26 protein-coding genes are annotated in these 24,921 nt (G+C 54.4%); 8 read left to right on the top strand and 18 right to left on the bottom strand.

Going from position 1 to position 24,921, the window contains the following annotated elements; translation table 11 throughout:
• Positions 1 to 10 precede the first annotated feature (10 nt).
• From K9N21_01205 to K9N21_01175, 7 genes are all read right to left on the bottom strand, one after another.
• Positions 11 to 661, bottom strand: a complete 651-nt coding sequence (locus K9N21_01205; GenBank protein MCF8142515.1) for a redox-sensing transcriptional repressor Rex — start codon at positions 659 to 661, stop codon at positions 11 to 13.
• Between the two features lie 192 nt (positions 662 to 853).
• Positions 854 to 1,234: an ATP synthase F0 subunit C gene (gene atpE, locus K9N21_01200; GenBank protein MCF8142514.1), complete on the bottom strand. Its 381-nt coding sequence runs from the start codon at positions 1,232 to 1,234 to the stop codon at positions 854 to 856.
• Positions 1,235 to 1,384: 150 nt separating this feature from the next.
• On the bottom strand, positions 1,385 to 2,071 hold the full coding sequence (atpB, locus tag K9N21_01195) for a F0F1 ATP synthase subunit A (GenBank protein ID MCF8142513.1): 687 nt from the start codon (positions 2,069 to 2,071) through the stop codon (positions 1,385 to 1,387).
• A 4-nt stretch (positions 2,072 to 2,075) separates the two neighbouring features.
• Entirely contained in the window at positions 2,076 to 2,468 is a 393-nt protein-coding gene (locus K9N21_01190; GenBank protein MCF8142512.1) for an ATP synthase subunit I, read from the bottom strand.
• A complete protein-coding gene (locus K9N21_01185) occupies positions 2,465 to 2,683 on the bottom strand; it encodes an AtpZ/AtpI family protein (GenBank protein MCF8142511.1) in 219 nt (72 codons plus the stop codon). The genes K9N21_01190 and K9N21_01185 overlap by 4 nt, the downstream gene beginning before the upstream one ends.
• A 93-nt stretch (positions 2,684 to 2,776) precedes the next feature.
• On the bottom strand, positions 2,777 to 4,063 hold the full coding sequence (gene hemL / locus K9N21_01180; protein MCF8142510.1) for a glutamate-1-semialdehyde 2,1-aminomutase: 1,287 nt from the start codon (positions 4,061 to 4,063) through the stop codon (positions 2,777 to 2,779).
• Positions 4,053 to 4,538, bottom strand: coding sequence for a winged helix-turn-helix transcriptional regulator (locus K9N21_01175; GenBank protein ID MCF8142509.1), 486 nt, complete (start codon positions 4,536 to 4,538; stop codon positions 4,053 to 4,055). Before K9N21_01175 ends, hemL begins: the two co-directional genes overlap by 11 nt.
• Positions 4,539 to 4,833: 295 nt before the next feature.
• Between K9N21_01175 and K9N21_01170 the strand changes: the two genes are divergently transcribed.
• The 8 genes from K9N21_01170 (at position 4,834) to K9N21_01135 (ending at position 13,552) form a co-directional block, all read left to right on the top strand.
• Positions 4,834 to 5,208, top strand: a complete 375-nt coding sequence (locus tag K9N21_01170) for a DUF1992 domain-containing protein (GenBank protein MCF8142508.1) — start codon at positions 4,834 to 4,836, stop codon at positions 5,206 to 5,208.
• A 36-nt stretch (positions 5,209 to 5,244) separates the two neighbouring features.
• The gene (locus tag K9N21_01165) at positions 5,245 to 6,294 is read left to right on the top strand and encodes a branched-chain amino acid ABC transporter permease (protein ID MCF8142507.1); all 1,050 of its coding nucleotides are present in this window, start codon (positions 5,245 to 5,247) and stop codon (positions 6,292 to 6,294) included.
• A 294-nt stretch (positions 6,295 to 6,588) separates the two neighbouring features.
• A complete protein-coding gene (locus K9N21_01160) occupies positions 6,589 to 7,461 on the top strand; it encodes a branched-chain amino acid ABC transporter permease (protein MCF8142506.1) in 873 nt (290 codons plus the stop codon).
• Between the two features lie 137 nt (positions 7,462 to 7,598).
• Positions 7,599 to 8,399: an ABC transporter ATP-binding protein gene (locus K9N21_01155; protein ID MCF8142505.1), complete on the top strand. Its 801-nt coding sequence runs from the start codon at positions 7,599 to 7,601 to the stop codon at positions 8,397 to 8,399.
• Complete coding sequence (locus K9N21_01150) at positions 8,374 to 9,159, top strand: ABC transporter ATP-binding protein (protein ID MCF8142504.1); 786 nt, start codon at positions 8,374 to 8,376, stop codon at positions 9,157 to 9,159. The genes K9N21_01155 and K9N21_01150 overlap by 26 nt, the downstream gene beginning before the upstream one ends.
• Before the next feature lie 373 nt (positions 9,160 to 9,532).
• The gene (locus K9N21_01145; GenBank protein ID MCF8142503.1) at positions 9,533 to 11,344 is read left to right on the top strand and encodes an AMP-binding protein; all 1,812 of its coding nucleotides are present in this window, start codon (positions 9,533 to 9,535) and stop codon (positions 11,342 to 11,344) included.
• 168 nt (positions 11,345 to 11,512) lie between these two features.
• Positions 11,513 to 12,721 (top strand): ABC transporter substrate-binding protein, encoded by a 1,209-nt coding sequence (locus tag K9N21_01140; GenBank protein ID MCF8142502.1) that lies wholly within the window; start codon positions 11,513 to 11,515, stop codon positions 12,719 to 12,721.
• A gap of 261 nt (positions 12,722 to 12,982) precedes the next feature.
• Positions 12,983 to 13,552, top strand: a complete 570-nt coding sequence (locus K9N21_01135) for a hypothetical protein (protein ID MCF8142501.1) — start codon at positions 12,983 to 12,985, stop codon at positions 13,550 to 13,552.
• A 98-nt stretch (positions 13,553 to 13,650) separates the two neighbouring features.
• On the opposite strand, the gene K9N21_01130 is transcribed toward K9N21_01135, so the two are convergent.
• The 11 genes from K9N21_01130 to K9N21_01080 form a co-directional block, all read right to left on the bottom strand.
• Positions 13,651 to 14,379 (bottom strand): ribonuclease H-like domain-containing protein, encoded by a 729-nt coding sequence (locus tag K9N21_01130; protein MCF8142500.1) that lies wholly within the window; start codon positions 14,377 to 14,379, stop codon positions 13,651 to 13,653.
• Positions 14,380 to 14,450: 71 nt separating this feature from the next.
• Entirely contained in the window at positions 14,451 to 14,858 is a 408-nt protein-coding gene (locus K9N21_01125; protein MCF8142499.1) for a Zn-ribbon domain-containing OB-fold protein, read from the bottom strand.
• A gap of 111 nt (positions 14,859 to 14,969) precedes the next feature.
• The gene (locus K9N21_01120) at positions 14,970 to 16,148 is read right to left on the bottom strand and encodes a propanoyl-CoA acyltransferase (protein MCF8142498.1); all 1,179 of its coding nucleotides are present in this window, start codon (positions 16,146 to 16,148) and stop codon (positions 14,970 to 14,972) included.
• 261 nt (positions 16,149 to 16,409) lie between these two features.
• On the bottom strand, positions 16,410 to 17,177 hold the full coding sequence (locus tag K9N21_01115; protein MCF8142497.1) for a 3-hydroxyacyl-CoA dehydrogenase: 768 nt from the start codon (positions 17,175 to 17,177) through the stop codon (positions 16,410 to 16,412).
• A gap of 214 nt (positions 17,178 to 17,391) precedes the next feature.
• Positions 17,392 to 18,186 (bottom strand): ABC transporter ATP-binding protein, encoded by a 795-nt coding sequence (locus K9N21_01110; protein ID MCF8142496.1) that lies wholly within the window; start codon positions 18,184 to 18,186, stop codon positions 17,392 to 17,394.
• Between the two features lie 3 nt (positions 18,187 to 18,189).
• Positions 18,190 to 18,684 (bottom strand): hypothetical protein, encoded by a 495-nt coding sequence (locus tag K9N21_01105; protein MCF8142495.1) that lies wholly within the window; start codon positions 18,682 to 18,684, stop codon positions 18,190 to 18,192.
• A gap of 15 nt (positions 18,685 to 18,699) precedes the next feature.
• A complete protein-coding gene (locus K9N21_01100) occupies positions 18,700 to 19,917 on the bottom strand; it encodes an ABC transporter substrate-binding protein (GenBank protein MCF8142494.1) in 1,218 nt (405 codons plus the stop codon).
• A 343-nt stretch (positions 19,918 to 20,260) separates the two neighbouring features.
• The gene (locus tag K9N21_01095) at positions 20,261 to 21,307 is read right to left on the bottom strand and encodes a branched-chain amino acid ABC transporter permease (protein MCF8142493.1); all 1,047 of its coding nucleotides are present in this window, start codon (positions 21,305 to 21,307) and stop codon (positions 20,261 to 20,263) included.
• A gap of 3 nt (positions 21,308 to 21,310) precedes the next feature.
• Complete coding sequence (locus tag K9N21_01090) at positions 21,311 to 22,195, bottom strand: branched-chain amino acid ABC transporter permease (protein MCF8142492.1); 885 nt, start codon at positions 22,193 to 22,195, stop codon at positions 21,311 to 21,313.
• 3 nt (positions 22,196 to 22,198) lie between these two features.
• Entirely contained in the window at positions 22,199 to 24,127 is a 1,929-nt protein-coding gene (locus K9N21_01085; GenBank protein ID MCF8142491.1) for an AMP-binding protein, read from the bottom strand.
• A 1-nt stretch (position 24,128) separates the two neighbouring features.
• Complete coding sequence (locus K9N21_01080; protein ID MCF8142490.1) at positions 24,129 to 24,914, bottom strand: ABC transporter ATP-binding protein; 786 nt, start codon at positions 24,912 to 24,914, stop codon at positions 24,129 to 24,131.
• Between the last annotated feature and the right edge of the window lie 7 nt (positions 24,915 to 24,921).

The raw sequence follows: 24,921 nt of genomic DNA, 5'->3' as shown, positions 1-24,921 counted from the left end.
TGATGAAACCTTACCCCACTTTTTTCTTAAAGAGCGTTTCCAGATGGTAAACAAGATTCTCGAGCTTGACGGAGAGGTCGACATTTTCAACGATGCAGCACTCGGGCGTTCTCACCTGGATGGCGGAAAAATTAAGAATCCCTTTAATATCCGCTTTAAGGAGAAGTTCCGCTGCCCGTTGCGCCTCACGGGCGGGGGTGGTAATGATGCCTAAGTCAATACCCAGTGCCCGGACCTGTTCCGGTATGTTGCCCGCCGGCTGGATAGTCAGGCCACAGGGGAGACTTTTGCCTGCTTTTCTGGGGTCTAGATCAAAGGCCGCGGCAAACCGGTAGCCTCTTTTCCTGAAGTTGTCGTCTTCAACCAGGCTTATCCCTAGGTTCCCCATGCCAACGATACAAAGGGACCATTTTCTGTCTGTTCCCAATATCCGTTTGATTTCCCTCAACAGGTCATGGGCTTCATAACCCACTCCGCGGACGCCGAATTCACCGAAGTAGGCCAGGTCCTTTCTGACTTGGGCAGGATTGACCCCGCACAGCTCGGCGAGCTTATCTGATGAAACGATCAACATATCGCCCTTCACAAAGGCCTCGAGAGGTCTTGAATAAAGGGCGAGTCTCTCAATCGTGGGATTGGGTATTTTGGATTCCTTTGTCATCGGTTTATCTAAGACAACGCCCTTAAACTGAGTATAGATGAAGGCTTTGAATATGAATCCCGTCTGTATGGCTGGGATAATTCGATATGGACAAGGACATTATTGCGAAGCGCCTCTTTTGTGAAATAATGCACATGAGTTGCGTTAAAAAGAGGACCTCCATGAGGCCCTCTTTTTTGGTTTGAAGGTTTGTTAAGCGCCGAAGGATTTTACGATGAGTTCGTGCATGCCACCCAGGTCCGGGATCTTGAATACAAGAATAAAACAGATAACCAGGGCATAAATACAGAGGGACTCGATCAGTGCCAGACCGATAATCATGGTCGTCATGATCTTTCCTCCTGCTTCCGGATTCCTGGCTGTTCCCTGCAGGGCGGCGTTAATGGCATTGCCCATGCCGAGACCGGTACCCAGAGAAGCCATTCCGATGCCGATTCCGCAGGCAATGGCGATTCCGAAATATACCCATAACCCTGCGGCCTTGGCTGCAGCGTCTTCCTGGCCAAAGGCCAATGAGGCTATCCCGAGGAGAAACACCGGTGTCAAAACGCCAACTAAAGTTCTCTTAGACATGTGGACCTCCTTTCCCAAAAATTATGTTTGTGGCCTTCTTCCGAAGATTAAAAAACGAAACGAAATTTGGGGATTACGAATTGGACGGAATTCCTTGATTTCCAATTACCCAATTACCCAATTCCTTAATTCCTGAATCCCTGAATTCGCCTAATGTGCATGCTCCATTGCGCCGACAAAATACATGATGGACAGAAGCATAAAGACAAGCGCCTGGATAAAGCACACCAATATCCCGAGGAAAAGGATCGGCAGGGGCGCAAGATAGAGACCTGCCAGCCCGAACAGGATTGCAAGCACCATCTCTTTGCCGAAGATGTTCCCGAAGAGTCGAACGCTCAGGGACATGATCCTGGCAAAATGACCTATTAATTCAATGGGGAACATCAAAGGGGCCAACCACCATACAGGGCCCAAAAAGTGCTTGATATATTTGGCACCGTGGAACTTGATCCCGATGATATGGGTGAGCACGAAAGTGCAAAGCGCCATGGCCAGCGTGGTATTCAGATTGGCTGTGGGTGAAAAGCAGCCTGGCACGAGGCCGATGAGATTTGAGACGAAAATAAAGAGAAAGAGGGTGGCGACAAAGGGGAAAAAGAATCTCCCTTCAGGCCCGGTGATATCCACCATGAACTTTTCAAGACCGTCAATTACAACCTCAAAAAAATTCTGTCTGCCTTCAGGGACGAGCTTGATTTTTTTCGCAAGGAAAAGGGCACTCACGATCAGAATGAGCATCACCAACCATGTATAGGTGACATGTGTATACGCAGCAGCATGCGCAACTCCCATGGCCGATAAGATGGCATCAATGAAGAAAATTGGATGATCCATAGTCCTATATTGCCTCCCGCGATGATGTTTTCCAGACCGAACGGATTCCAAATCCAACGATGCTGAATATGACGACCGACAGCCCGATGGTCAAACCTAGAGGATGTACCCACCCTTTGGTGATCACCATATAAATAATAAGGCCCATAAAGGCAAGCCTTAAATATGACTTTGCAATGAGACCCAGCTTTCTTCCCTGGAATGCCCCCAGATCGGAGAAGGCATAGCGAATGGTATGCTGCAGCACGCTGAAGTTGGCAATGACCATAAGACCCCCTATGATCACCCCCAGGGTAAATGAGGCGCTCATAAAGACAGAACTCAGCGATCCTACGATCAAGAGGATGATCCAGTTGTTGGTTCGGATGTGCTTAATCAGCGGTTCTCTGTCCCTCATAGGTCCTTTGCCTTTTTGTACAGGATATAAAGGTTCCTGAACGCCGCGGCGATGCCGAATCCTAAAAAAAGGAAAAATAACCACGGCTTTGTCCCCAGCCACTTATCCAAATAATAGCCGAACAACGCCCCCAAGGCGATGGAAAAGGCCATGGTCATGCCGACCGTGCTGATATACCCCAGGTCCTTGAAGGTTTTTTTCAAGTCTTTATCCATTCGGGTCACCTCCAGGGACCGTGAGCACGGCGAACCAGATACGAGCCGTTCGTATCACAGGTTTTCCGGCAAAGTCAACAGGTTTTTGTCGGCTCAGCGCAAGATTTGCCTGAAGGCGTTTTCGGCGGCATTCAGTGTCTTGTCTATCATCTCTTCAGTGTGGGCCGCGGATACAAAGCAGGCTTCAAAGGGTGACGGCGCCAGGTAGATGCCCTGCTCGCGCATGGCCCTGTAATATCGTTTAAACCGTCCTGCATCGCTCGCGCTCGCCGTCCTGAAATCCGAAACCGGTGTATCTGTAAAAAAGAGGGAGCCCATCGAGCCGATCCGATTGACCGTCACCGGGACCCCTTCATTCACCGCCAGGGTTTCAAGCCCTGAGAACAGGGCATTCCCCATTTTTTCAAGCCGTTGATAGAGACCCTCCTGCCTGAGAAGGGTGAGCGCGGCAATTCCCGCGGCCATGGCCAACGGGTTTCCTGACAGGGTGCCGGCCTGATAGATATCCCCCTCAGGGGCCATATTGAGCATAATCTCCTGTTTGCCCCCGTATGCCCCCACAGGGAGGCCGCCCCCGATGATCTTGCCCAGGCAGGTGAGATCGGGGAGTACGCCATACAGTTCCTGCGCGCCTCCCGGGGCGACCCTGAAGCCGCTGATGACCTCGTCAAATATGAGAAGGGCGCCGGAGCCCTCTGTGATGTCCCTGAGCCTCTGCAGAAAGGCCTTATCCGGGATGACCACGCCCATGTTGCCGGGGACAGGCTCGGCAATGATGCAGGCGATGTCGGAACCGTACCGGTCAAAAGCCATGTTGAGGGCCTGAATGTCATTAAAGGGGAGGGAGAGGGTATGCCTGACCAGGTCTTCCGGGACGCCCGGGCTGCCGGGAATCCCGAGGGTAGCCACGCCCGACCCTGCGGATACCAGGAGACTGTCTGCGTGTCCGTGATAACAGCCGTCGAATTTGACGATCATCTTTTTCCCCGTGACCCCCCTGGCAAGACGAATGGCGCTCATGGCGGCCTCGGTTCCGGAATTGACCATCCGGACCATCTCGATGGAGGGGACCATCTGGACAATGGCCTCCGCCATGATCACCTCCAACTCCGTGGGCGCACCATAGCTGGTCCCCAGGCCGAGTCTTTCCTGAATGGCAGCCACCACCTCGGGATGGGCATGTCCCAGGATCATGGGCCCCCATGATCCGACATAGTCGATATACTCATTTCCGTCCACATCCCGGATGATCGCCCCTTTGGCCTCGGCAATAAAGAGGGGATCCATGTCCACTGATTTACCGGCCCTCACCGGGCTGTTGACCCCTCCGGGAATGGTTTTCCGGGCCCTTTCAAAGAGGGCTTCAGATTCATTGGTCATGACTTTTCTCCGAAAAATACGCCATACTGGTTTTCTTGAACTCCTTTTCACTGAAAAGGAGGAGATAGTCGCTCATTCCCGCAGACTGCGACAGCCTTTCCGCAATCCGGCGGCATGCTTCCCGGTTCCTGCCGTGAACCATGGTATAGAGAGTGTAAGGCCAATCTTTTTGAGGCGCCCTGTGATAACAATGGGATACCTCTCGGGACCGGGAAAAAAGGGTTCCTATTTCGTCTATCCTTTCATCAGGCGCCAACCAGGCGATCATGGCATTGGAGTTGAAGCCCGCTTCCTGATGACGGAGGGTCGCCCCGAATCGCCGGATAATGCCCTCCTTTTTGAGGTCCCTTATTCTTTTCAAAAAGGCCTTTTCCGTCATCCCGATCTTTTCCGCCAATACGGCAAAGGGTTTGGCATGCAGGGGGAGATCGCCCTGAATGACGCTGATGATCTTTTTATCTGTTTGATCTATCATGATGCGGGTTACTTGTTGCTGGATGCCGGTATTCCCAAATTTGGAGTTTCGGGTTTAAAACGCACACTCCCCTCCTTGCGCCTTGCGCCCGATGCCTATGGCCCCCTTGCGTCTCACGTATTTGTGGAGATATCGAATAGGGCCTGGCTTGTCAAGCGCGATATTTCGAGTTTGCCATATCATTTCGCTTGAAATGATCTTGTTTGTCATGTATGAAAGTTGTAGTCAATGTATCGGACCCCCGGTTTTTATAGTTTCATGAACCGGTTAAGAAATGAAGGATTTTTAAAATATTATGATGCTTGCCTTACAAAACATCGTGGAAAGGCGGATCAAGGAGGCTCAGGAGAGGGGGGACTTTGATAACCTCCCCGGCCATGGCCAGCCCATTCACCTGGAAGATGACAGCCATATTCCCGAAGACCTCCGCCTGGTGTATAAGATCCTGAAAAATGCGGACTGCATCCCTCCGGAACTTCAGCTCCAAAAAGAGATCAGGCAGATGGAGGATATACTGGAGGGCATCCCGGATGAGAAGGAAAAATACCGCCAGATCAAGAAAATCAACTACAAGATCATGCAGCTTAATGTGATGAGAAATCGATCCCCCCTTCTGGAGGAGACGGAGATCTATTACAAAAAGGTGCTTGACAAGTTTGCAGGGAAATGATCTTAACTGCTCTCTGAGTGCGGGGAGAACCAGCCTATGGATATGAAAAGGGATTACTACGAGGATATTCAGCTTCTGGACAGCAGGGTCCTTTGGTTCTGGTTCCTCATGCTGATTGCTTCCCTTATTACCTTTCCCTTTGTGGCCCGAAACTATCATATCTACATGGCCAACTATATGGCCATCAACGTCATTGTCACCGTAGGATTGAACATCCTTGTGGGATATACGGGTCAGATATCCCTCGGCCATGCCGGATTCTTTGCCATAGGGGCCTATGGTACGGTCCTCTTGATGACGAACCTCCATTTCCCTTTCCTGCTGGCCCTGATCTCGAGCGGCCTTATTGCGGCATTCTTCGGCTTTATTCTGGGATTGCCGGCCCTGCGACTGGAAGGGCCATATCTGGCCATTGCCACCCTGGGCTTTGGGATGGCCATTACCCAGGTGATCGGGCGGTGGCAGGTGTTTGGCGGACGTATGGGGCTCGAGGCCCCCAAACTCTCATTCGGGCCTTATGTGATGGGGACCGACAGACAACTCTATTTCGTGATCGTCTCCGTCGCTTTTTTACTGATCCTGGCGGCCCGGAACCTGATGAAAACAAGGGTCGGGCGGGCGTTTATCGCTATTCGGGACAGCGACATCGCGGCGGAAACCATGGGAGTCAACCTGACCCTTTATAAAACGCTGGCCTTTGCGGTGAGTGCATTTTACACCGGCGTTGCCGGGGGGCTCATGGCATTCCTCCTCGGATTTATCAGCCCCAACTCCTTTAACTTCATTCTCTCCATCTATTTTCTGGCGTTTGTCATTGTCGGGGGACTCGGGTCTATTTTCGGCTCTATCATGGGAGGGGTGGTCATGACCTGGCTCCTCCTGGTCCTGGACAAGGTCCAGGAACTTCCGTACTTAGGAACGGCCCTGATATCTTTTTCAGAGCGATGGATGAACCTTTCCGGGCTTCCCAATATCGCCAGCATTATTTTCGGTCTCATTATTATTCTGCTGGTGGTTTTTGAACCGCTGGGGCTGTATGGCTTCTGGATACGGACCAAGATCTACTGGAAGACCTGGCCGTTTTAGAATCTTGTTTGCAATCCCGCCCTGCGGGACAATTTGCGGAGAAGTTTTGTTGAACCGCCAAGGCGCGAAGGACGCGAAGAAGGCTTGATGGGTCTTTTCTGATCCTGGAAGAAAGATTCAGGATCAGAACAGACCAAGCCCTGCCGGGTGGTAGATCGTTATTCGATCATCGCCTTTAGACAAAAAAATCTCTGTGTCTTGGTGGCTTTGTGTGAGTCCCGCATGGGTGGGATTGGTTTCGGGTATCCGCTTTAGGCATGTTGCTCACTTTTTTCCGTCTCAGGGGTTGTCATCATGTTTTTACAACTCATCATCAGCGGTCTTGCTTTTGGGAGTCTGTACGCCCTGATCGCCCTCGCCATGGTGATTATCTACAAGACCTCGGAAGTGCCCAATTTCGGTCAGGGTGAAATGGCCATGATTTCGACCTTTGTGGCCCATACCCTGCTTGTTACCCATGGGTATTCCTTTGTCGTTTCTTTTGCGGGCGCCCTTGCTTTTGCTGCGGCCCTGGGGATGTTTCTGGAGTTTGTTTTTCTGCGACGGGCCAAAGATCCCAATATCCTCAGCCTGATTCTGATCACGTTGGGGTTCGAAATGGTGTTGTATGGCCTGGCAAGCTGGAAATGGGGTGCGGAACAGATGAATTTTCCATTTCCGGTCTCGGATTTCGACATCGTCAATATAGGCCCCGCAGTGGTCAGTTATCTCAATATCGCGACCCTTTTGATCACCCTGTTTCTGATGTTTATCCTCTTTCTCTTTTTTAAATATACCAAGGTCGGCATTGCCATGAAGGCCACCCAGCAGAATGCCATGGCCGCGCGGATTAACGGCATAAGGACCAATCGCATCCTGGCCCTGACCTGGGCCTTGAGTTCCATGATCGGGGCCGTGGCCGGCATGATGCTGGCGCCTATTGCGACCCTGGATCCCAATCTAATGCTTGAACCGCTTTTGAAAGGTTTTGCCGCCGCTGTGTTGGGCGGAATGACCACGCTGGTCGGGGCCGCCCTGGGAGGATACATCCTCGGGGTTCTCGAAAACCTCTTCGGCGGATATGTCTCTCTGGAATTCAAGTCCGTGGTTGCCTTTCTGGTTATTGTGCTGGTGCTCTGCTTCAAGCCCAGCGGACTCTTTGCCAGGCACTATGTGAGAAAGGTGTAAAGAAGAATTAAGGATGAGAAATGGGCGGGGAAGATCAGCCAAGACCAAGGGGCCCGGAAAAAAATGAATCCAGGAACGCCATTCAGGGCGAGAAGATCCCGAAGACCGATGGCAATTGACCAATGACCGGTGACAATATGACGGATCACAACTTCTTTTCAGTGGAAAGTCTCAATATCAGCTTTGGCGGACTCAGGGCGGTAGACCAGGTCAATTTCGGGGTGGCGAAGGGCACTATCTTCTCCATTATCGGCCCCAACGGGGCGGGCAAGACCACGATTTTCAACTGCATCAGCGGCCTTTATAAACCGGATTCCGGGAGTATTACCTTCAAGGGGGAAGACATCACCGGCCTCAAACCCCACCAGATCGCCAGGAAGGGAATCGCCAGGACCTTTCAGAATATCGAGCTGTTTTCACGAATGACCACCATGGAAAACCTTATGCTGGGCCGGCATATCCATATGAAGACCAATGTCTGGACCGGTGCCACCTTCTTCAGGAAGGGCTCCAGCGCCGCCCGGGAGGAAATCGCGCACCGGGAAAGGGTTGAGCAGATCATTGATCTTCTTGACCTCCAGTCCGCCAGAAACCAGTTTGTGGGAGGCCTCCCTTACGGCACGCAGAAGCTGATTGAACTGGGGAGGGCCCTGGCCCTGGAACCCCAGCTCCTCCTCTTGGATGAGCCTTCGGCAGGCATGAATTCCGAAGAAAAGCAGGACCTGATATTCTGGGTCAAGGATATTCAGGATGAGTTGGACGTCACGATCCTCTTGATCGAGCACGACATGAAGATGGTGATGGATATATCGGACCGGATTCTGGCCATCAACTTCGGCAAACCGATTATCGAGGGGATCCCTGAAGAGGTGCAGCAGCATCCCGAGGTCCTAAAGGCCTACCTGGGGGAGGATGAAGCTATTGAGCACATTGCTTGAGATAAAAAATATTGAGACGTTTTACCGCTTGATCTATGCACTCAGGGGAGTCTCCCTTTCGGTGGAAGAAGGCACCATTACCGCCATCTTAGGGAATAACGGGGCCGGAAAATCGACCATTTTAAAGACCGTGATGGGGCTGTTGGATGATCAGCCGGATAAAGGGACCATCGAATTCATGGGGAAACGGATCGACGGCAAAGATCCGGAGGTGATTGTCCGCGCGGGGTTGTCGTACGTCCCTGAAGGGAGGGAAGTCTTTGACGAACTGAGCGTGAGGGAAAACCTCCTCATGGGGGCCTATATCCGGCGGGACCGGACAGGCATCAAGAAGGATTTTGAACTGATATACGGCTATTTCCCCGTTCTCAGGGAAAGAGAGGCTCAGTGGGCAGGAACCCTGTCTGGCGGCGAACAGCAGATGCTGGCGATCGGCCGGGCCCTCATGAACCGGCCGAAACTCCTCTTTCTGGATGAGCCGTCTTTAGGTCTGTCTCCTCTCCTGGTCAAGGAGATCTTCAGGATCATCCGGACCATCAACCAGAAGGGGGTGTCCATCCTGCTGGTGGAACAGAATGCGCGAATGGCCCTGACCATTTCCCATGTGGGTCTTATTCTGGAAAGCGGCCGGTTTGTCATGAAAGGCAAGTCCAGGGAACTCATGGAAGACAAGGATGTGCAGGAGTTTTACATGGGCATGCGGTCAGAGGAATCGGCAAAGGGATTTCAGCGTTGGAAGCGTAAAAAACGGTGGAGATAGGAAATATTCAATTTTTGGGAATTCAGGAATTGAGGGATTGGAACTCAGTGGCTTCGCCCCAATTGGAATGTTGGAATGATGGAATCACGCCCAGGCGTGAGAATTATGGGTTTAGCGGAATGGAGACAATTAGAAAAAATGATTTTCTGCTTCTCATGCCCATCATTCCATTATTCCACGATTCCATCATTCCAGGTCAACAGCACAGCCAACTGCCGGCGAAAGATATATGATTACATCAACTTATAGGAATTCGGAGACGTTGGTTAGTCCTGGCAGCAGTGTTTGCCCCTCCGAATGTCCCGGTTTTTTTGCGAGACCATCAATATCCACTCATCAATTCTCACTATTCAATTTACAAAGGGGCTGATCAATGACCCTTGAAACAGTACCCAGCATCTTCAAAAAGACCGCAGAGAAATATGGCGACCGAACGGCCATGCGGAAAAAGGAATATGGCCTCTGGCAGGATATCTCCTGGACGGAATATTTCAACCGGGCCAAGTACGTGGGGGCGGCGCTTATCTCCATGGGACTTAAGAAAGGGGAGTGCGTCTCCATCATCGGCGACAACTGCCCTGAGTGGGTCATCATCGACCTCGGCGTTCAGTGCGCGGGCGGCGTGGCCGTAGGGGTCTATTCCACCAATGCATGGCCCCAGGTGGAATATGTCATCTCCGACTCTGAATCGAAATTCTTCTTTGTCGAAAACGAAGAGCAGCTGGATAAGTGGCTCAACTTCAGGGACAATGCACCGAATCTTCAGAAGGTCATTGTGTGGGATTTGGAAGGGTTGAGACATTTTGAAGATCCGATGGTCATGACCTTTGAGGACATCCTGGAACTGGGTCGCCAGGTGGTGGAAAAACAACCGGAGCTGATCGAAAAAAGGATGGACGAGGTGACGCCGGAGGATCTGTCTGTGCTCATCTATACCTCCGGGACCACCGGCCCGCCCAAGGGGGCCATGCTGACCCATCGAAACGTCATGTGGATGGGAAAGACCATCTCCAAAGACAACCCGGTATACGATACCGATGAGGTCATGTCCTTTCTCCCCCTATGTCACATCTTCGAGCGGCTCTTTTCGGTCTTTGCCCAGATTACCCATGGGTATACGGTCAATTTCATCGAGAGTCTGGACACGGTGACAGACAACATGACCGAGATATCGCCCACCGTCGGATATGCGGTGCCGCGTATCTGGGAAAAATATCTTTCCGCCGTCTATATCAAGATGTCCGACGCCACGTGGTTCAAGAAAGTCGTCTTCGGCCTGGCCCTCAAGATCGGAAAGACCCGAGCCACCCTCAAGATGAACTTCAAGCCCGTACCTGCTTATTTGGAGGCGCTCTACCACCTCGCCCATCTCGCGGTTTTTCGAAAACTCAAAGAGAGACTGGGGTTCGACCGGCTAAGGGTCGCCTACTCCGGGGCGGCGCCCATCTCGCCTGATGTGCTCCACTTTTTCCAGTCCATCGGCGTTAACCTGATCGAGGGGTATGGCCAGACAGAAGGCACGGGGGTGACGTGCGTTTCCAGGGTGGGGAAGGTCAAGTTCGGAACGGTGGGTCCCCCCATTACCGGTACAGAGGTGAAGATCGCCGAGGACGGGGAGATCCTGGTGAAATCTCCCAGCGTTTTCAAAGGATATTACAGAAACCCGGAAAGTACGGCAGAGACCCTGAAGGATGGGTGGCTTTACTCGGGAGACGTGGGAGAGTTTGACGAGGACGGATACCTCAAGATTACGGATCGAAAGAAGGACATCATCGTGACGGCGGGGGGCAAGAACATCACCCCGCAGTATATTGAAAATAAGTTGAAGTTCAGCCCGTATATCAATGATGCGGTGGTCATCGGCGATCGAAGGAAGTTCCTGAGCAGCCTCATCATGATCGATGAGGATAATGTGGTCAAGTATGCCCAGGATAACAAAATCCAGTTTTCCACCTATAAAGACCTGACCCAGAGCCCGGAAATCATCAAGCTGATTCAAAAAGAGGTGGATCAGGTGAATGAAACCCTGGCAAGGGTGGAACAGGTCAAGAAATTCACCATCCTCCCCAAGAAGCTTTATGAAGAGGACGGCGAGGTGACGCCTACCATGAAGGTCAAACGGAAATATGTAAATGAGGCATTCGGCGACCTGATCGAAGCAATGTATAAGAGAAAGCAGGCATGAATTGAGGGATTGGGAATTGAGGAATTCAGGAATTGTTTTGGCTGGTTGGAATTGAAAGCAATGCCCGAAATCCGAAGGTTTCAATTTGCTGCGAAACCATCAATACTAAAGATTGAAGAATGTCGAATAAATATTAACGGATCACAAACTTAAAAAGGGAGGCGTAACATGAGACGATGGAACTGGCTGATGGTGTTGGGTGTTGCAATGTGCATGTCCCTGATGATTGTCCCCTCTGCGTTGGCCGAAAGGGGCGTGACCGATACGGAGATCCGCATCGGTCAGTACGGCCCGCAGACGGGTCCGGCAGCGCTCTGGGGAGCTGTGGCCCGAGGGACTGGATGCTTTTTTGACATGATCAATGCCGAGGGAGGGATCCACGGGCGCAAAATCAAATATTTCCTGAGAGACGATGGGTATATGCCCCCGAAGACAAAGGCCATTGTAAAAGAGCTGGTGGAAGACAAAGAGATCTTCGGCCTGGCCTCCGGCGTGGGCACGGCGCCCGGTATGGCCGTCAAGAAATACCTGGAAAACAAAAAGGTCCCCTGGGTGGGACCTGCCACCGGTTCCAGCCACTGGGCGTATCCGCCCACCAAATACCTCTGGGCCGATTATCCCCTCTATTTTGATGAAGCGGCCATCCTGGTCAGATACGCTGTTGAGACCCTGGGGAAAAAGAAGATTGCCTTTTTTTATCAGAATGACGACTACGGCAAGGAGGGGCTGGCCGGTGCTGAAGAAGAGCTGGAAAAGTTCGGCATGAAACTGGTGGCGGCAGTATCCGTAGAGCCCCTGGATACGGATCTCAGCTCCCATTGCATGAAGCTGAAGGCCGCGGAACCGGATGTGGTTATCAACTGGCTCCTCCCCAAGCATGGGGCCATCATACTGGGTACGGCGGCAAAATTGGGTTTCAAACCGCAGTGGATGACCACGAGTACCCTTAGCGATATTCCGATTATGTATAAGATCAGCAAGGGCCTATTCAAGGATGTCATCTTCGTGACCTTTGCCGAGCTCCCCGGTTCCCAGAACCCCCTGATGCTGAAATACGAGGCGGCCCAGAAGAAGTTCGCCCCCAATGACCGATGGGGGATCTTTTTCTATGCGGGATTTTATTTTGTGGAACCGATGGTGGAGGGGTTGAAAAGGGCCGGCAGGGACCTCACCGTGGAAAAATTTGTAAAGGCCATGGACAGCATCAAAGACTTCAAGGGGATCGGCCCCAAGATCAGTTTCAGCGCGGAAAACAGGCAGGGAAGCCGGTCTGTGTTTCTTGCCAAGTGCCTCGAAGGGGGAAAGATTGAAAAGATATCCGATTGGATGACCTCTGATATCGACGTTCAAAAGGTGTTGAAGCGAGTGGGCAGATAAACGGTTGGATGGCTGATGGCGCTCATTGATTGACCTTTTACCATGGAAATGCCGCTTCGGCTCCGTGAATAGAACCCGATATGTTTCAGAACGCGGAATTCGGAGCGCGGAACGCGAAAGGTAGGGCCCATAAGGGCATGATCTTCGGAATTCAGGCGTCAGCCTTTTATAACGCGTTGAGACGCCCACTCACGTTTATTCTCGGGGGCGACGAAGGATTCGTCACAGACGGTTAACGAAAGGATAGGGAGGTGTTGGAAGATGAATGGGACGATAAGATGGTTATCAAATAGCGGATATTTTAAGGGGGGCTTGCTTTGCCTCCTCCTGGTCTTTCTGTTGGCGGGCTGTGCCACCACGCCCGCATCGTTCGACCCGAACATGAAGGGTCCCCAGCTGATCGTAGACCCTGCAAGCGTGGGTCTGAACGTATCCACGGTGACAGGCACGCCGATCATGTTCAAGGGCAAGGGGTTTCAGCCCGGTGATTCGGTCTTTATCGAAGTGTTAGGGGTTAAAAAGGACGGCAAGGATATCAAGGTTCCGATTGCCGACGCAGAGGTGGGACCCAACGGCGAATTTGCCGCCCCCGTGAGCATGTTGGCCAAGGCAACCGAGTTGCTGCGGGCCGCACTCGGTTCCAATGAAAAGATGGAAACCACCATCATTATCAGCCAGCCGACCATTGCCCCGGGCGTTTATACGGTTAAGGCCGTGAGCATGGATTCGGACAAGACGGCCGAATGCAAATGGACCCTGGAACCTCCGTCTTTTTGGGGCAACTTCAAGGATTGGATCGGAGAGAAGCAGGGAAAGATCGTCAAGAAATAGATTTCTCAAGCGCAGAAAAAAGCCCCTTCGAAACCGAAGGGGCTTTTTTTATTTCATCATGATCCCGGATCCCCCCGGGCCCGGGTTTCTGACCGCCGTTAGAAACAATGGATTTCCCCTCGGGCATGGGGTCTTTCATCAAGGAGTGGAAACAATCGCGCCTTCATCCCCCGGTATCCCATTTCCATAAGCGGCTTCAGGTTGACGATGTCCGCGCGGTTATAACGGATCAGGGTGTCAAGGGCCGCATTATCCCCCCACTGGTAGGCCTGCCAGAGCCGCACCGCCTCAAATCCGTCCATGCCGTCGATCCCGGCTTCCCTGGCTATGCCCAGGTCTTTTTCGATCTTCTTGAGACCGCCGGCATATCCCAGCTTTTTCAGAAGGAATCTGAGGTCGATGTGGCCCTCGGGAAGGGTGATCCCGGGGAACCGGGCGCGAATGATGGGGAGATCAAAGCAGGCGCCGTTGAAGGTGATGACAAGATCATAGGCGGCGATGGCCACTTCAAACTCGTCCAGATTGATTCCGCTGACAAAGGTCTGGACGTCGGTGCCGTCATAGATCCCGATGACCGTGATTTCATCCATATCCTGATAGCCGCCGTTCGTCTCAATGTCCAGATAAACCGCCCTCCCTTTGAACGTGTGAAATAACCGCCACATTTCCCCCGCACAAAGCCGTTTGCTGAAAAATGCGATATCCTGGCTATGTGCCAGAGATGCCTCCAGCTCCCTGCTGATAAATCCATCCCGCTTCGGGGAGATGATGGCGCCCTGATGGTCGAGAAATCCCTGCCATGTGAGAATCCCCCGTTGCCAGAGCATCTGTTCTGTCCTGGGACCGATACCCGGTATATGTATGAATGTGTGTTCGAGCATGAAGGGAAATCGGCTTCTTATGGCGCTTTTAATGTGAAGGTCAGGACATGCGTGTCATCGGTGGCGTAGGTGTCCCCTTTGACCACGTGGCTCCCGAGGGTCACCCGTTTGCCCAAAAGGCCCATGTCGGCCTGCTCGGGGGCCATATCCACCAGATTTCCCAAGGCCCAGGGGCCTTCATCCAGTTCGGCCATGGCCACAATGTAAGGCGGTTTCCTCCCCTCCGGGGCGACCCGTATGACGGTGAACGTCCGAATAGCGCCTTTGCCGCTCAACTCAGTGGGGGTCAGATCGGTACTGCCGCATTCCCTGCAGACCGCGGCGGGCGGGAATATGACGGAATCACAGGCATTGCATTTGAGGCCCAAAAACTTCCCTTGTTCCAGACCCTGCTGATAGTGATTAAACGTAAGTTTATATTCCATTCATTGACTCCTAACCCGGATAAACCGGAACCAAAGTAGGCATCACACGGAGACACAGAGACACGGAGATGATATTGAAAAATGCGTCTGTTTTTCCCAAAACCGCAAGCCCTAATTCACACCATTTGTGAGGATGATGTTGCATACGGTGCCGAGATCGCCGCCCAGGGTATCCACCAGGCCGATGCGGGCGCCTTCCACCTGTCTGGGGCCGCTTTCTCCGCGCAGTTGCTCCACGATCTCGGTGAGCTGTGCCGCGCCGGTGGCGCCGATGGGATGACCTTTTGCCTTGAGCCCTCCCGAAGGATTTACCACGACCCTGGAGCCGTTCAGGGTGGTTTCCCCTTTGGTGGCCGCGTCATAGGCCTTTCCGAACCCATAGACCCCGAAGCTCTCCAGGGCCAGGATCTCGGCAATGGTAAAGCAGTCGTGCAGTTCAATGACATCCAGATCGTCTGGCCCGATGCCTGCCTCTTTGTAGGCCTGGGCAATGGAGGCCTCCCGCGCCAGAACCCGGGTGAGATCCTTTTGGACATAGAGGGGGCCGCAGGATGCCTGCCCCATGCCCGCGATATAGACCGGATCCTTGATCAGGTCTTTGGCTTTGGCGGCATCGGCCACGATTACCGCAGCAGCGCCGTCGGAGAAGGGACAGCAGTCAAAAAGCTGGAGGGGGTCGGCCACCATCATCCCGCCCAGGACCGTGTCGATGTCGATCTTTTTCTGGAAGTGGGCCTTGGGGTTCATGGATCCGTGGGAATGATTCTTGACCGCCACGCCGGCCATGTGCCGCTTCAGGTCTTTGAGAGGGATGTTGTATTTATGGGCATAAAGGTGGGTCGCCATGGCAAAGACGCCGGGAAAGGTAATGCCGGCGGCCGACTCATGCTGGGCCTGGGAGGCCATGGCAAAGGTCCGGGTGGCGAGGGAGGTCCCCATCTTGGTGGCCCTTTCCGTGCCGCCTGCGATCACCACGTCGTAAACCCCGGCCCCCACCAGGAGTGCTGCATGGCGGGTGGCCACGGTCGCAGTGGCGCACGCGGATTCGAAGCGGGTGGCAGGCGCGGACACGGGGAGCCCCAACTCAGCATGGGCAAACGGGGCCATATGCAGCTGCCCCTCTTCAAAGTCCCCCAGACAGTTTCCGAAAAACAAGGCCTCCATGTCCCTGGGTTCCAGGCGGGACCGGGCGATGGCCTCCAGTCCTGCCTCGGCAAACATCTCCAGGTTGGTTTTCTCCGATACGCCGAATTTGGTCATGGCCGCACCCAGAATGGCGACTGGTCTCATGATAACCTCCGTGAAACGAATATTGGCAAGCGAATAACGAAAAATGAAGATTGTGGTACCAGGCGCAAGGCGTTAGACGCGGGACCTGCCCTGCATCAAATAGCGCCAAGCAAACGCGGAACTCGGAAGTCGGAACGTGGAGTCACCAACGGGCAAAAAGCTCGGAGCATTCCAGCACCCCAATCATCCTATTCATCCGCACATCCATTCATCCAGTATCCAGCATCAAGTATCCAGCATCAAGTATCCAGCCTCCAGCATCTACTTCGCTGCCATGCGCAGTGCGCCGTCAAGGCGGATGACCTCGCCGTTGAGCATGGGGTTTTCAACGATATGCTGAACCAGTGCTGCAAATTCTAAGGGTTCTCCCAGTCGTTTGGGGAACGGCACCATATTCCCGAGGGCCTCCTGCACATTTTCCGGAAGTCCCCTCAGCATGGGAGTGCCGAAGATCCCGGGCGCAATGGTCATAAGCCGTATCCCGTACTCGGCGAACTCACGGGCGATGGGGAGGGTCATGCCGACGATCCCGGCCTTGGACGCGCTGTAGGCGGCCTGACCGATCTGCCCGTCAAAGGCGGCTACCGAGGCCGTGTTGATCATGACCCCCTTTTCACCATCCTCGTTCCCCTGGTTCTTCACCATCTGTTCCGCCGCCAATCGGACAACATTCATGGTCCCCACCAGGTTGATCTGAATAACCTTGTTGAAATGTCCCATGTCCATCGGGCCGTCCCTGCCCAGGACCTTGGCCGGGGTCCCGACGCCTGCGCAATTAACCGCGATATGGATGGCGCCGAATGTCTCAGCAGTCTTGTGGATTGCGGCCTGAACATCCGCCTCCTTTGTGATGTCCGTCAGGCAGAAGAGGGCGCCTTCCCCCAGTTCAGAGGCAATCCGTCGCCCCCGTTCCTCTGCAAAATCGAGGATGGACACCTTGCCTCCCCATGCCATGAAATTCCTCACACAGGCCTCTCCCAGACCCGAAGCGCCTCCGGTTACCACCGCAACAGAATTTTTGATATCCATTCCTCTGTCTCCAACCCATAAAAGAAAGCTACAATGCTCATGCACGCATACGCAAAAGGCCCTGAAAGGCCTCCCCCGTGATCATCAGATATTAATAGGGTGCCTGTGCCAAGGCGTCAGAAAAGCCTGACGCCTGAAATTGGCATGTCAACATAACGCGAAGCCCTCAATTTTAGGCACTTTAGCTCACTTTAGACACTTTAGGCACTTCTTTTTAGGACAGCCACCGCTTCCGTCGCCTGTAATGCTTGACCTCCTTGTAGCTCTTCCGTTTTCCCACCTGGCTCAGTCCCAGATAGAATTCCTTGATGTCCTCGTTCTCCTTGAGTTTGGCGGACGGGCCGTCCAGGACAATCCTCCCATTCTCCATGACATATGCGTGGTCGGATATGGAAAGGGCGATAAACGCGTTTTGCTCCACCACCAGTATGGACGTATGCTGCTCCTCATTGATCCTTTGAATGATTTTGAAGATCTCCTTGACCAGGGCCGGACTCAATCCCAAAGAGGGCTCATCCAGGAGCATCAGCTTGGGCCTCGCCATGAGCCCTCTTCCCATAACCAGCATCTGCCGCTCGCCGCCGGAGAGATAGCCGCTGACCCGATGTTTCATCCGGGCCAGCGTGGGAAAATAATGATACACTTCTTCCATATCCGACCGAATGGCGGCCGTGTCGTTTCGGGAGTAGGCCCCGACACGGATATTCTCTTCAACGCTCAGTTGCTCAAAGAGGGGCCGGCCTTCCATGACCTGCACCATCCCCATCCGGACGATCTCTTCGGGGTCTTTGTGATCGATCCGGGTTCCTTCAAATTCAATGGACCCGTCCGTGACCTCGCCCAGTTCCGTCCTCAGGAGTCCGGACATGGCCTTGAGGGCCGTGGTCTTCCCGGCGCCGTTGGCCCCCAAAAGGGCCACCACAGCACCCGGGTCGACCGTCAGCGAGACCCCCTTAAGGACCAGAATCACATTGCTGTAGATGACCTCGATGTTGTTGAGCGTCAGCATTCCCTATTCTTTCTTCTTGGGCGGGGGGACGATTTTAAGGGTTGAGACGGCCACCGTATCGGAATCGAGCCCCGTGGCCCGGATCTTGTAGTCGCCCGGTGGGAGTGGCTTCGCCTGCTTGAAGTCAGGCTTCAGAAGCGGGGTCCATCCGACCTGAAAGAACCAGTTGAGGGTCGCCGTGGGTTGCATGGCCGCGGTAAAGGAACCTTTTTCATCTGCGTCGGCCACAGCAATGCCCACGTCTTCTCCCTTGTTGACGCCCTTGACCGCTACCCCTTCCGGGAGGATCATTTCGATGGTGATCATTTCATTGGGTGCGAATCCGCTCCCCTTGAAGGAGACAGGCTGTTTGATCAGGGCCGGGGAGAGAAAGGTCTCCGCAGGAACCACCTCAAGGGAGGCATCTGCAGCAGATGCCGTTCCCGCCCATGAGAGGGCGCCCAGGACCAGGCCCGGCAAAATCAGTGTCAGTGTGACGATTTTCAGTGCTTTCATCATGAGCCTCCTTTTTTATTATTTGAAACTGTGAAGGCCGACGGCATTGGGAGCTTCCCGCCAATCCGTAATCGGCACGATCTTGCCGGCCTTGACCTGGTAGATCTTGACCACTTTGCTCCCTAACCGGGATTTGGGACTGTAGGCGCAGGGCCCCTGGATGCCATTCTTTTCCATTCCGGTCAGTTTTTGGTAGGCCTTGTACATGTCGTCGGCCTCGAGTTTGTCGTATCCTGCCGCCTTCAGGGCCTTTTCCAGGCCCGCCACATAGGTCATGCCCCAGGACATCCCCATCCCATACACTTCATTGAACTTGTCCATTGAGCCCCTGTATTTTTTCCATTGATCCGTGACAAAAGCATTGTTCCTGGCGTCCTCCCCCCGCTGGAAGAATGAGGTGATCACCGTCCCTTCCAGGGCCTCGGCATGAACCCCTATGCCCAGTGCGGTCGGTCCCCAGTAATCGGTGGTAAACTGGATGGTCTTTGTCAGGCCCAGGCCGAACCCGTCCCGGATGACATTGGTGGGCGTGGGATCGACCCCTCCGGTGTGGATGTAGTTGGCGCCCGCATTGGCCAGCCGGGTCAGATAGACATCATGTTTGAGGGTGCCGGGGGGGAAGAACTCGGGCGGAAGCAACTTGATGCCGATTTGTTCCGCATATTCTTTGCCGCCTCTGAGGTGCTCCCGTCCAAAGGGGTTGTCCCAGCTGATGTATCCTACCACAGGGGGGCCTGACTTCCCCTTTTTCTTCCAGTCGTCCAGTATCCAGTCCAGGGTGGCGGCAAAGGCGTCCTGATAGGCGGGTCCCCAGAGGAATGTCCGGCCGATATGGGCCTGAAACTCCCCGTCTCCCGGGACTAACTGGGCCCTCTTGTCCCGTTCGATAAGTCGGGCCACGGCCTTGCCGATGCCGGTGCTGATGGAGTTGACCATGAGGAGCCGGGGGGTCCTCCGGTACCGTTTATAGGCAGACACGGCCCGTGCCACATCGTATCGGGTGTCGATGCCGATGAACTTGATGGTCACCCCGTCAACCCCGCCCTTGGCGTTGACCTCTTTGATAAAATCCTCGAGTCCCATATCAGCCGGGACATTCAGTCCGGCAATCGGACCTGTGTAATCGGCCAGGCTCAGGTAGGCGACCTCCTTTGCAGACGCAAACCCTGTCAGGCCGGCTACACCCAGGCTGATAATCAGGACCACTGTGAGAAACATTCCCAATCGTTTTCCCATGACATCCTCCTTTCGTATCTGGTTGCTGGTTACTGGTTACTCGTTGCCCGTTAATGGTTTCCGTTCGAAGCGAAGCGCAGATCTCTCAAAGAGACCCCCGCGCGCTTACCGACAAGGCGCCAGCTTCTCCGCAGGGTGCAGAGAAGTTACCGCCGAATATTCTAAAGCGGATAACTGCAACCAAAACGGCTGGTGTTGTCCCGTCATTCCGGCATGCCCTTAGCCGGAATCCAGGCCCCCGTATTTCTGGATTCCGGCTGGAATCGTGCCGGAATGACGGAAGGCTAAGCGTGCAGTGGAAGGATGGCCATATTCTCTTGTTTTTCATCACAGAACACCAGTACTAATGCGCGAAGGGGTAGAGCCGGTAGGACGACTTAAAGATCTCCCAGCGATGGGCCAGACCCCTCGGTTCAAAGACCAGAAACACCGCCATGGCAAGGCCGAAGGCAATCAGACCAAGGGACGCGGCCGGCGACGACCCCAGCCAGGGAACTGCCTTGGCTAATGCAGGAGACGCAAACATGACCAGCTCGTTGAGGATCCTGATAAAAAGGACCCCGAAAAACACCCCCGGGACGCTTCCCATGCCGCCGATGATCAGCATGCCCACATATTCCAGGGCATGGAGGAGAGTGAACTGCTCGGTATTGACCACCGTGATGAGATGGGCCCACAAAGACCCGGCCACCCCCGCATAAAAGCAGGAGATGAAGAAGGCCAGCAGCTTGTAATAATAGAGATTCACCCCCATGACCTCACCGGCCAGGTCGTTGTCCCGTATGGCCACGAATGCCCTTCCCACCTTGGACCGCATGAGGTTCCTGGCCCCATAGGTCATGATGATCATGACGGTCACGATAATGTAGAACATCCGTTCATCCGTATCGAATTCAAAACCGCAGATGCTGGGGGGCATCGGATAGAGGCCCTTAAAGGACCCGGTGATCTGCATATGGAGGATCAGCCAGATGACCACAAAGTGGATGGCAATGGTGGCCATGGCCAGATACATCCCCTTGATCCGAAGGGACGGGGCCCCGCCGATGATGCCGACGGCCCCGGCCATGATGCCTGACAGGGGGAGGGCCACCCAGAAGGGGACGCCGTATCGGATGGTGAGGATCGAGGACGTATAGGCCCCCACCGCCATAAAGGCCGCCTGGCCGAAGGATATCTGGCCGCAGAAGCCGCTGACGATCTGAAGCCCCAGCACCACAATAATGCTGATGGAGAGGAGATTGATAAAACTGACCAAATAATAGGATCCGAACAGGGGGAACAGGTAGAGGGTCAGGAGGGCCGAAAGGAGGATGGCCCAGTGCTGCCAGGTTCGGATGATAGCCATGTCGAGGGCATAGCTTTTGTCAAATACGCCGCAGGGCCTCATGGGTTATATCCTTTCAATCTTCACAAGTCCGAACAGGCCATAGGGCCTGATCAGCAATACCAGAAGGAGCACCGCATATCCCGCCACATCCTTGATGCCGCCCCCCACCAGGGGGTCCAGGTAGGCGGCGCCCACGTTTTCCACCACGCCCAGGAGGAGCCCCACGACCAGGGCCCCGGCCAGGGAATCGAGGCCCCCGCAGATGGCCACGATCAGCCCGTTGATCCCGATATAGGGGAGCATATAATAGATGTCCATCACATTGGCCGTGGCGATCCCGGCGATGGCCGCAACGATCCCCGAAAGGATCCAGATATAGGAGAAGATATTCTTGACCACGATCCCCGTGCTCTGGGCGAGCCGATGATCCTCTGCCGTGGCCCGCATTCCCAACCCCAGCTTGGTATACTTGAAGATTAAGGACAGGAGCCCGAAGAGGAGGAGGGCCACGCAGAAACCGATCAACTGGTTGATGGGGATGGAGAGGCCGGACAGGGCCAGATTTCCGCCGGGAAGAAAGTGGGGAAGTGTCCGGGTCTCACCCTTGAGGTAGAGGACAAAGACCCCCTCCAGGGCGATGAAGATGGCAAAGGTCATGAGGAACGCCGCAAGGAGGGGCTGCCCGATGAGGGGCCTCAGGGCGACCCGTTCGATGGCAAGTCCCAGAAGGGCGGTCAGGATGAAGGCGGGGATGAGTCCCACCCAGAAGGGGAGACCGAACCCGCTCAAAAAAAGCCAGAAGAAAAGGGCGCCGAATGCCACCAGCTGGCCGTGGGCCAGGCTCACCACGTGGGTCGATTTGTACACCAGGACGATGCCCGCGGCCACCAGGGCGTAGAGGCTCCCTGTCATGAGGCCGGTGACGGTCTGCTGAATAAATTCAATCATGAGTCAACCTTCTACCTTGGTCACCTGGATGGCGGTGTGCATCGTACCCTTGCGGCCGTCCCGGTAGGTGACGGTGGCCTCTATCTCATAGGCCGCTTCATCCCCGTAGAGTGCCTTGATGAGGTCTTTGTACCTCTCTTCCACAAATGTCCTTCTCATCTTCCTCGTTCGGGTGAGTTCATCCTCATCCGCATCAAATTCCTTGTGCAGATTTACGAACCGCCTGACACGGGTCCAGCCGGGCAGCGTGGCGTTGACCTTTTCGATCTCTTTCTTAGTCAGGTCGATCACCTCTTTCTTCTGGGAGAGGTCGGTAAAGGTGGTATAGGCGATATGGTTCGCCTCGGCGAATCGCCCCACGTTGTCCAGGTCGATATTGATCAGAACGGTCACATACTCCTTGTCCGGGCCCCCGATAATCAGGGCGTCCTTGATATAGGGGCTGAACCTGAGTCTCACCTCGGTGTACTGGGGCGAAAATTTCTTTCCTCCCGCAAGCTCTTTCAGGTCGTCCATCCGGTCGATGACGATCAGGTGACCGTCTTCGTTCAGATGGCCGAAATCACCGGTGCGGAACCAGCCGTCCTGCATCATTTTTTCCGTGGCCTCAGGGTTTTTGTAGTAGCCGGAATAGGGATATTTGTTCTTAATAAGAATCTCTCCGTCATCCGACAACTTCACCTTGACCCAGGGGACCGGCGGACCGGATGTTTCCGGCCGGATGTCCCCTTTTCTCGGCATGCTCATGACCCCCTGTTCGGTGCTCCCATAGAAGAGACGGATATCGATGCCGAGGGCCTTGAAATACCGGATGATGTCCGGGCTCACCGCTGCACCGGCCGAATAGACCGTTTTCACGTTGGAAAGGCCGATCCGGTCCCTGAGCTGCCGGAAGACCGCCTGATAGGCCAGGAAATAGAGGATCCGCCAATGGAGTCCCGGCCCTTTTTGGCTCCCCTTCATCCCCGCCATTCGGAGCCCCACCGGGAGGGCCAGGCGGTAGATGAGTCGTCTCAAATAGGTCGAGTCGATCATCCTGGCCTGGACCATCCGGTTCAGGTTCTCCCACAACCGGGCGCCGAAGAAGAGGATATCCGGTCCGATTTCCCGGATATTTTCCTGGACGGTTTCCGGTTCTTCCGGGAAATTGACCACCATGGGGGCCAGGATGGCCCCGGCGATCCCGATCCCCTGCTCTGTGATCCAGGCGGGGGGGATAAAAGAGAGATACTCGTATCCCTTGTCATACCATCCGTCCAGCCGGGCCCATTCCCTTACGGATTCCACCAGCCATCTCTGGCTCAGCATACCCCCTTTGGGGAGGCCGGTGGTCCCGGAGGTGTAGCAGAATGCGGCGATCTCGTCCCCATGGCCCTGATCCACCATCCGGTCAAAGAGGTCTGGCTCCTTGACGTCATACTGTTTTCCCAGTTCCACGACCTCATCAAACGAGAGAAGAATGGGGTCGGTGTAGGACCAAAGGCCCTTGGGGTCCCAGTAGATGACTTTTTTTATGTTGGGAACGTCCTTCTTGATCTCCAGAAACTTGTCCACCTGTTCCTGGTCGTGCACCACGGCAAAGACGGAATCCGAATGGGCCGCATAGAATTTCACTTCCTCGGGGAGGCAGTCCGTGAAGATGCCGACAGCCGCACCGCCGGCCGACTGGACCGCCAATTCGGCCCAGAACCATTCCGGCTTATTCTCCCCCAGGATCGATACCTTATCCCCACGCTCCAGGCCGAGATGGACCAGACCCATGCAGAAGTGCTTGACCGTGAGAAAATAGTCTTTCCAGGTGAACTCCTTCCAGATGCCCCGGTCCTTTTCCCGCATGGCCACCCTGCGGTCGCCGTATTTACGTGCGTTCTCCCTCAGGGCTTTGGGCAGTGTATCCACGGTCATCGGAGATGGCGCCTCACTCTGTTTCAATCTATTCTTCCCCCAGATAGGCGCGGATAACCCGCTCATCGTCCTTGACCTCCTGGGGCCGGCCCTCCGCCAGTTTGCGGCCGAAGTCCAGTACCACGATGCGGTGGCAGATATCCATGACCACATCCATATCGTGTTCAATCAGGACGATGGGGAGTTTTTTGAGTTCATAGACATCCAGGACAAACCGGGCCATGTCTTCCTTTTCCTCCACGTTCATCCCGGCCATCGGTTCATCCAAGAGGAGGATAGAGGGATCCATGCAGAGGGCCCTGGCCAGATCCACCTTTTTTCGTTGTCCATAGGGGAGTGACCCGACCGTCTTTTTTCGGATAGATTCCATTTCAAGCAGATCGATGACCTCCTCCACCCGCTCCCGGTGGGAGATCTCTTCCCTCCGGGTGGGACCGAAAAACAGGCACCCCAAGAGGGCACCGTGGCGCATGTGGATGTGCCGGGCCGACATGAGATTGTCCAGGGCCGTGAGCCCGGAGAAGAGTTCGATATTCTGAAAGGTCCGCGCAATGCCCAAAGATGCTATCCGGTGGGGTTTGAGGCGGGTCAGGTCCTTGCCGAGATAGAGGATCTCTCCCTCGTACGGATGGTAGAACCCGTTGATGCAGTTCAAAAAACAGGTCTTACCGGCCCCGTTGGGACCGATGATGGCCAGGATTTCTCCGGCCCGGACGTCAACGGATACATCGCTTAAGGCCTGCAATCCCCCGAATTTGAGGGAGAGGCGCCGGATGCGAATGACCGGTTCGGACTTTTTTTGCAGGTGGCTCATGAGACAG

This window comes from Deltaproteobacteria bacterium (genome assembly GCA_021737785.1).
Classification (GTDB): domain Bacteria; phylum Desulfobacterota; class DSM-4660; order Desulfatiglandales; family Desulfatiglandaceae; genus AUK324.
The sequence above is the reverse complement of the archived record's forward strand: the minus strand, read 5'-3'. Positions and strand labels throughout refer to the sequence as shown.